General features: G+C 65.1%; 7 protein-coding genes. 3 read left to right on the forward strand and 4 right to left on the reverse strand.

Going from position 1 to position 8283, the window contains the following annotated elements:
* Positions 1-20 precede the first annotated feature (20 nt).
* Both ACYVDK_RS02740 and ACYVDK_RS02745 read left to right on the forward strand, forming a co-directional pair.
* The gene (locus ACYVDK_RS02740) at positions 21-380 is read left to right on the forward strand and encodes a GntR family transcriptional regulator (RefSeq protein ID WP_460517606.1); all 360 of its coding nucleotides are present in this window, start codon (positions 21-23) and stop codon (positions 378-380) included.
* A gap of 540 nt (positions 381-920) precedes the next feature.
* Positions 921-2336: a plasmid pRiA4b ORF-3 family protein gene (locus ACYVDK_RS02745; RefSeq protein ID WP_460517609.1), complete on the forward strand. Its 1416-nt coding sequence runs from the start codon at positions 921-923 to the stop codon at positions 2334-2336.
* Between the two features lie 436 nt (positions 2337-2772).
* Here ACYVDK_RS02745 and ACYVDK_RS02750 read toward each other — a convergent pair whose 3' ends face one another.
* Positions 2773-3426 carry a nucleoside/nucleotide kinase family protein gene (locus ACYVDK_RS02750; protein ID WP_460517611.1) on the reverse strand — a complete coding sequence of 218 codons (654 nt, stop codon included), beginning with the start codon at positions 3424-3426 and terminating at the stop codon, positions 2773-2775.
* A 209-nt stretch (positions 3427-3635) separates the two neighbouring features.
* On the opposite strand from ACYVDK_RS02750, the gene ACYVDK_RS02755 reads away from it, so the two are divergent.
* Entirely contained in the window at positions 3636-6158 is a 2523-nt protein-coding gene (locus ACYVDK_RS02755; protein ID WP_460517614.1) for a GmrSD restriction endonuclease domain-containing protein, read from the forward strand.
* A 30-nt stretch (positions 6159-6188) separates the two neighbouring features.
* Here the strand turns inward: ACYVDK_RS02755 and ACYVDK_RS02760 are convergent, their stop codons facing one another.
* Genes ACYVDK_RS02760 through drmC form a run of 3 tightly spaced genes read right to left on the reverse strand, consistent with a single transcriptional unit; the run spans position 6189 to position 8282 of the window.
* Positions 6189-7085 (reverse strand): HNH endonuclease, encoded by an 897-nt coding sequence (locus tag ACYVDK_RS02760; protein WP_460517617.1) that lies wholly within the window; start codon positions 7083-7085, stop codon positions 6189-6191.
* Between the two features lie 20 nt (positions 7086-7105).
* Positions 7106-7534, reverse strand: a complete 429-nt coding sequence (locus tag ACYVDK_RS02765) for a very short patch repair endonuclease (protein WP_460517620.1) — start codon at positions 7532-7534, stop codon at positions 7106-7108.
* Complete coding sequence (gene drmC, locus ACYVDK_RS02770) at positions 7524-8282, reverse strand: DISARM system phospholipase D-like protein DrmC (protein ID WP_460517622.1); 759 nt, start codon at positions 8280-8282, stop codon at positions 7524-7526. The genes ACYVDK_RS02765 and drmC overlap by 11 nt, the downstream gene beginning before the upstream one ends.
* Position 8283 lies beyond the last annotated feature (1 nt).

Consider the following 8283-nt stretch of genomic DNA (forward strand, 5'->3'; position numbering starts at 1 on the left):
CTCGTGGCATGCTGGCCATCATGCTGACCATCGACCCGGCGCTGCCTGAGCCCCTCTACGAGCAACTGCGCGATCAGCTCGTCGCGCAGATCACCTCGGGCGAACTCGCACCGGGCGACAAGCTGCCGTCGGTCAGGCAGTTCGCAGCCGACCTCGACCTGGCGCCGAACACCGTCGCCCGCGTGTACAAGGAGCTCGAAGCATCCGGATACCTGGAGACCCGCGGCCGCAACGGCACCACGGTCGCCCAGGACCTCGCCGGCAACGAGACGCACCGGCGCGCGGCGGCGCTCACGAGCAAGTACCTCGACGGGATGGCGGCGCTCGGGTTCAGCACGGAGCGAGTGATCGCCTACCTGCAGCGGAACATGGAACGTTAGCGAACGAGGCAGGATCCGCTGTCAGTTCACGCTGCGCGAATCGCATCCCACGCGACGCGCTACACGAATCGGCAATCGCTACACGAAAAGCCTGGAGCGGATGCCGATACGTGTCGCCGATGCCGATTCCTGCGGCGACATCGGCGCCGACACGTGTAGCCGATGCGCCGATACGTGTGGCGGATGCCGATACGTGTGGCGGATGCCGATATCTGTGGCGCTTTGCTGGTTCCCATGGGCGGTCGGCGCCCTCGCGCGCGCACGCTCATCCCTGCACACAGGCCCGCGCGCTCACGCCCGCACGACCACGTCCGCGCGGGCGCCGCACGCCGCGATGCGGCGCGCGTAAGGCAATGCTGCGCACATCGCTGTTCCGCGTGTTCGGCCACCGCATCTGCTGCGGGGAGATTCCGGAATGGAGAGCGCACGTCGGTCAGAAGTGGAAGCCGATCGATCAGCCGCCGTGCAATCTCTACAACGTGATCTGGCGGTTCAGAGCTGGTTCCGCGCCGGAGTGGACTGAACGCGAGAATGGATGCCATGGCATCCGCGTCGCCCTCCCCCGACCTGCTGCGCCTGCGCGTCTCGATCGCCGGGAGTGACCCGCTCATCTGGCGACAGCTCGAGGTCGATTCCGGTCTGCGGCTCGATGAGTTCCACGACGTGCTGCAGCTGGCGTTCGGTTGGCGCAACTCGCACCTGCACCATTTCATGGAAGAGGAGCCGTGGTCGCGTGCGCACGGCCTGCCGCGCATCGGGCGGCAGCCGCGCGTCTGGGGAATGACGACGATCGACGACCTTCCCGAAGACGACCTTCCTGAAGACGAATGGACGCTCGCCCAAGTCTTCGGCGACTCCGACGATCCGCTGTTCTACGAGTACGACTTCGGCGACTGCTGGGTGCACGTGATCGAGGTGATCGAGCGCATCCACGACCCGAAGGCCCCGCGCGCAGCGCTCGTGAACGCGAGTCGGCGAGCACCGCTCGACGACGCGGGTGGCATCGGTGGGTACGAGGAGAAGCTGGAGATCCTGGCGAACGCTGCGCATCCGGAGCACGAGGAGATCGCCGACTGGATTCAATGGGTCAGCGGCCCGTGGAACCCGTTCGACCCAGAGGCGGTCGACATCGAGCACATCAACCGCGAGTTCGCGCTGCGGTTCGCGCCGGATGCCGCCACCTCGCAGCCCGATGTCGGGGCGGTTCCTCCAGGTTCGGCGATCGCCGCGTTGCTCGAGCGGATGCCGCTGCCCATCGCCGCGGAGCTGCGCGGACATCTGGCTCGATCCGGCGCACTGAACGTCGCGCCCCTCGACGCCGAGACCGCGCGAGGCATCGTCGAGCCGTTCGCGTGGATGATCCGTGCTGCGGGAACCGACGGCATCCGCTTGACCGGCGCGGGCTGGCTACCGCCGGCGGTGGTGCACGCAGCGATGAACGAGCTCGGCTGGACCGAGGCCTGGTACGGCAAGGCCAACCGCGAAGACATCACCGCTCCGATCAGAAACCTTCGCGAGGATGCGACCCACTTGGGCATGCTGCGCAAACGGAACGGCGTGTTGTATGCCACGTCAGCCGCGACGAAGCTCGTCGACGACCCGGTTGCACTGTGGCGACACCTGGCCGGATCCGTGGTGCGCAAGACCCGCCTCGGCCCGTATCGCGACGTGATCGTGCTGATCGCGGTGGAACTGGCCGCGGGCGACCTGGACCCGCGAGTCGATGGCGGGCGAGGCGTCGAGGGTGTGGGGTTCGGCCTCGAAGTGCTCGGCTGGGTCTCCGCCGACGGCACGCCGCTGACGGACGCCGACGTGCACGCCCTGGTGGTCGACGCGCTGAACATGATGCGGAACGCGGGCGCATTCGGCCGACCGGGACCACGCGGCCTGGTTCCGCAGGTCAACGCCGCAGGCCGCGCGTTCGCGACCGAAATGCTGCGCACCCCGGTGGCGTAAGCGTCCGCGCCTGAACGCCGCAGCGCCGACGACGTGCGGCGATTCGCCTCGATACCAATGCGACTCTCCCGTCCGCGAGCGGGACGTTTGCCGGGCGGCAACGCGCCAGTCTTCACCTACACCATCGCTGCCGAGGCGAAGCGGAACATCCGCCACCAGCTCGAGCACCGGTTCGGCTACAACTTCGCGTCGATCTACGCCGACATTGAGGGGCTCGCGGAGTACATCCGGCAGCGGCCGACGGCGCTGACGGATGCGCGGTTGCGGCAGGGGTTGCTTCAGCCGCCTGCCTCACCCGAGGCAATCGTTCGTCTACTTCGAGGCCTGCTGACTCAGGGCTGTCGTCATACAGGGGAACGAGAAGCCGAAGGTCTGCGCCAACGACCCGCTCGCGCTCACCCGGCAGAGCGCGGCACTCGAAGCTCCGCCGCCACGCTCACCCGCCGAGCGGCACCACCAGATCCACACGCTCGCGACTGCCGGCGATGCGGCGTGCGTTCGCCTCGTCGACGCGCGCGACCCAGGCGCGAGCATCCGCTGGGCTCTTGCCGAACCTCTCGTGACGCGCAATCAGCCGAGGCACCCGCACGTCGTCGGGCGTCTCGACGAACCACGCCTCGGTGAGGTGCGGTCGGATGCCCCGCCATGGCTCCTGAAGATCGAGCAAGTAGTTGCCCTCCACGATCACGACACGCACGCCCGGGTCGATCGGGATGCTCCCCGCGATCGGCTGCTCGAGCGTGCGCTCGAAGGCGGGCGCGTACACCGTGTGATCGCGCTCGACGACGACACGGCGCAGCATCGCGAGCACGCCCTGGCCGTCGAACGTGTCGATCGCACCCTTGCGGTCGAGGCGTCCGAGCCGGGTGAGCGCGGCGTCCGCGAGGTGGAAGCCGTCCATCGGCAGCACCGCCACCTCGTCGCCGCGACCGCGGTCTGCCGCAGCGCGGGCGAGACCCTCGGCCAGGGTGGACTTGCCGGCACCGGGCGCGCCCACGATGCCCAGGACGATGCGGGCGGATGGCTGCGTGTCGGCGAGCGCGAGCATCCGGGTCACGAGGTGGTCGGATGGTGGGGCAGCAGAGCTCATGGGTCGATACTGGCGTGCGGCAACGCGATCTGGATATCACTGGGCTGCTCAACGCCGACGGCGTAGGTCACCGGGATTCCGGAGCCGGATGCGTCGCTCGCCAGGCTCCGACCTCCGAGCCGAACCCGCCGCCGCTACGCTGATCACGCCTATTCGATCCGCACGTGAGGACACCGATGTTCGTTCAGGAAACCCGACTTCAGAGTGTCTTGAGCGGCGCATCGCAGTACCGGGTGCCGCTGTACCAGCGCCCGTACTCGTGGACCCCGAAACAGTTGCGGCGACTGTGGGACGACCTCGTGGAGCTCACGGATCAGCGACAAGCCACCCCGGATGCAACGCACTTCACAGGTTCGCTCGTGCTCTCGATGGGTCAGATCGGCCCAGCTGCGAGTGAGTTCCTGGTCGTCGATGGCCAGCAGCGCCTCACGACGCTCAGCGTCCTGCTGTGCGCGATCCGCGACCACTACCGCAAGGTGGACGGCGACGAGTCGCAGAACGCAGCCCGTATCCATGAGACGTACCTCATCGATCGGTTCCGGTCAGGCGACGACCGGCTCAAGCTGATTCCGACTCAGGCTGATCGCGATGCTTACCGATCGATCATCGATGGCAATACCGACGGGGCCACGAACACCGGCGTCATGGAGGCTTATCGCTTCTTCCGAGCTCAGTTGCATGCGGCGGATGATCCCGAGGACGACACCGACATCCAGCGAATCGAGGCGGCCGCACTGACGGGTCTGGCATTCGTGTCGATCACGGCGGATGCGAACGACAACGTCTACCGCATCTTCGAGTCGCTCAACAACACCGGCATGAAGCTGACCCAGGGGGACCTACTCCGCAACTACTTGTTCATGCGCCTCGGATCGGATGGCGAGTCCGTTTACGACTCCTGGTGGTTGCCGATGCAGCGCAATCTCTCCAGCAGCGATCTCGAGGTCTTGTTCTGGATCGACTATGTCTGGAACGAGCCCACCGCCAAACAGAGCGAGATCTATTCGCTTCAGGTGAATCGACTTCGGCATCTCGCCCAGCCGGAAATCGTGTCCGAGATCAAGCGCTACAGCCGAATGTCGTCGCTTCTTCGACTGATGCGGCATCCTGAGGAGGAACAGGACCGCGGGGTGCGAGTCCAGTTGGACCGTCTCAAGGCCTGGGGCCTCTTGGCATCGGACCCGATGGTTCTTCGGCTTCTCCACCTGCGGGACATCGGTGCGTTGGATGACGCATCGACCGCACGAGGGCTTCACCTCCTCCAGTCATTCATGATCCGGCGAGTTCTGATTGGCGCATCCGCGAATTCGCTCGGACGAATCATGCAGCGGGCGACGTTCGAGATCGGAACCTCCGAACCGATCTCTGGACTTCACGAATACCTCTCCACGGGGCGCAAGTACTTCGCTACGGATGCACAGCTTGCGGATGCCGTGGTCAGCCGCCCGTTCTACTTCTCCGGCCGACCGAACCAGCGGAAGGCGATCCTCGGATGGCTCGAGGAGGCGACTCCGCTGAGCGTTGCCAGCGGTGAATTCAGGGGAAAGGAGCAGGTCGATCTGAGCTCGACAACGATCGAACACGTCATGCCGCAGTCCCTCAACCCGGTCTGGCGCGAGGAGTTGAGCGCCGACCTCGGCGAATACGAATCCGCCGACGTCTTGCACGATTCGCTTGTTCACACGTTGGCCAACCTCACTCTGACGGGATACAACTCCGAGCTGAGCAATGCACCGTATTCGAAGAAACGCGAACTCCTCGAGGGCTCGGGACTTCGGCTCAACGCGGAGATCGCCAGACACGACGAATGGACCCGCACCGACATTCTTCAGCGCGGCAGAATCCTCGCGTCCCGCATCAGCGAACTGTGGGCGGGCCCGATCGCCACGGCCGATGTTGCACGACCGAGTGAATCCTGGAGCCTTGTCAACGATGTAGTTGCTGCCATTCCGGAAGGGCGTTGGGCATCATACGGCGACGTCGCTGCGGCGACCGACACTCATCCCGTTCCTCTGGGCCAATACCTCGGACGCGTTGAGGTCCCCGGCGCCTGGCGCGTTCTCCAGCGGGCCGGAACGATATCTTCCGGATTCGGCTGGCTTCCCGGAAGCGAGCACGACGGCCGGGACGTTGGGAGCGTTCTGAAGGGGGAAGGCATTCGATTCGGCGAGCAAGGGCATGCCGATGAGGCTCAACGTTTGAGTGTTCAGGAACTGGGCGACCTCATCGGGTTGACCGTGCGCTCGGATGTCGACCCCGACGACGACTCCGCGGAGGATCGCGAAGCCTTCATCGCGGAACTCGGCAGTCGGCACTCGCCTCTGGCGGTGCAGGGCGTAGTCGAGCTCATGAACGCGTGGCGGCGGCTGGGTGGCTACTTCACATTCGGCTCAGGACCTGAGGCGAGTTGCACTCTCCAGGCGGGAACCGGTCCACGACGTCCCAAGGGAATCTGGCCTCTCGTCATCTACCCCTACGGCACGGTCGAGACGGATTTCCAGCACCTCGCCGTCCGCGCACCGTTCGACGAGCCCGAGCTCCGCGACGAACTGCGCCTACGCCTCAACCGCGCCAGAGGAGTGCAGCTCGACGATGACCGGCTGCAGAAACGCCCACCGTTCCCGATCGGAGCCCTGGCCGACGCGGATGGCCGTGCCGCCGTTGTCGAAGCCCTCGAGTGGTTCATGGCTGAGCTGAATCGGTACGACGCGGAATCGGTCGACGCCGCTTGACGACACGGCTCCGGCCAGTGTTTCGGCATCTCACCCCGCTTCGAACTCGGCGAACCTGAGCGCGAGGCGGTTCTGATCGGGTCGCTCCGCTTTGCGTTTCGGAATCATGATTCGTCGCCCGTGCATGTCCTGTAATCCGTGCCGAAGCATCGGTCCGTCGACCTCATCCAGGAGCTTCTGATTGATGCGGACTTCGTAGTCCGGTGTGATCCCGAGCAAGTTCCGGTCGTATGAAGCGTGGTGGATTTTGCAGAGCGCGAGGCCATTCGTCACTATCGGAAGACCCTCGTCATGACTGTCGCCGACGATGTGAGCGGCATCGAGGAGATCAGCGTGTCTCAGTGAGCACACCGCGCATGTTTCTTCGTATGCGTGCATCACGCGCGCACGGAACAGCGGCTGATGGAGTCGACGCTTCGCGATCCCCTCGGCATATCGCCGAGCGTCTCCTGTCATCTCCAACGGATCGCCGAAGAAGCGGAACATTTCGTCGGCAGCGAGCATCACGGTGCGTTCTTCCGGAAGGTTCTTGATGACGTAGACGGGATAGTAGGCGACGAACACCCCGTCCCGAACTCCGCGGAAGTAGACCAGCGGATCCCGATCGATGAACGCCTGGACGAGCTTCTTGTTGTCGCCGCCATCCTGCGCGCGATACGAGTAGCGGATGATGCCATCTTCGAGAATTTCGTCGTCGTACGAATGGCTTTTCGCGCTCGTCATGACCGAGAGGGTCGAATCGAAGTCTGCCGGATTTCGGATGCCGCGTCCCTGGTCGAGAAGCGGAATGCGTTCACCGGAACACGTGTAACTCACGAGCTCCGCTCGTGTCAGCTCCCACTTTCCCGAAGCGAGTTGGTCGTCGAGCCAGCGGAACACGTCCTGCCTGATGGCAGCCTGTTCCTCACGGCTTCTCGTCTTCGCCACCTAGCACCCGCTCCCGCTCATCAGCCATCCGTCCTTGCCGCTTCGACGACCGCAGAGACCCGCTCCGCGACAGCCTCGGGAGTCTCGTGCTCCCAGTATCGGAATACTCGCCAGCCAGCAGCTTCTAGCCGCCGATCCGTATCTCGATCACGTTCCATGTTCTTCGCGAGCTTCGGTCCCCAATACTCGGCGTTCTGCTTCGGATGCGTCGCATGCACCGGGCATCCATGCCAGAAGCATCCGTCGATGAACACGACTACGCGGACGCGAGTGAACACGATGTCCGCTCGGCGCCGAACGCCGGGCACAGGCGCGAAGTCGACGCGGTATCGCAGCCCGCGCGCGTGAAGGAGCCGTCGTATTGCGATTTCGGGTGCTGTGTCGCGCCGCTTGTTCGCGAGCATCGACTTGCGGGTGCCCGCCGAAGTCGCCCACGATTCAGCCGCCATCGGGTTCCTTCGGCGAGGACCCCTTCGCCGGACCATTCGGAGCTGGCGAGAGAGCGAAAATGGCCGGCGTCTGCGCGAGACTGCGAAACCGCTGACGCATTCCGGTTGCGAACGCTGTGTCGCGAATCAGAACGCCCGCCTCGAGGTTGCTCTGCGCTGCGGCGATCGACAGATTCGCACTCGTGACGAGTGCGACGGCCGAGTCCACGATCATCACTTTCGCGTGCTGCACGCCGTAGCCTCCGCCGGCGGGCCGATAGCCGAGGAATCGCGCACCGAATAGTCGCTTCTGAAGCGCGGCAGCCGTCGCACCGTCGTTCACGGTGCTGTCCACGAGCATCGTCACATCGACGCCGCGCGCTATCGCCCGCCACAGCGCGTCGATGAACGCAGAGTCGAGTGTCGCCGAAAACGTCGACGCGAAGATGTCCGTGGTCGCTTCATCGGCCAGATGTGCGAGCGCCGCGGTGGTGTGGTCACCGTCACCAGGAAAGGTCGGTCCGCTCCAGACGGGACGAATATCGGTTCGACTCGTTTCCCGTGACAGTGCGTATCCGCGAAGAACCGCGGCGAGCGAGGCCGCTCCGAGAAGCTCGAAGCCCGAACGAAATGCATCCCGTGCCGGGTGATCCGCTCCCAGCACCGACAGCGCTTGGGTGAGGCTGCCGTCGATCTCGAGGCTCGATGCGAGTGCCACGGCGACGGGCGCAGTGACGCACGCTGCGAGGGCCACGAGCGGAGAAGGCATC

This window comes from Humibacter antri, from assembly GCF_054777235.1.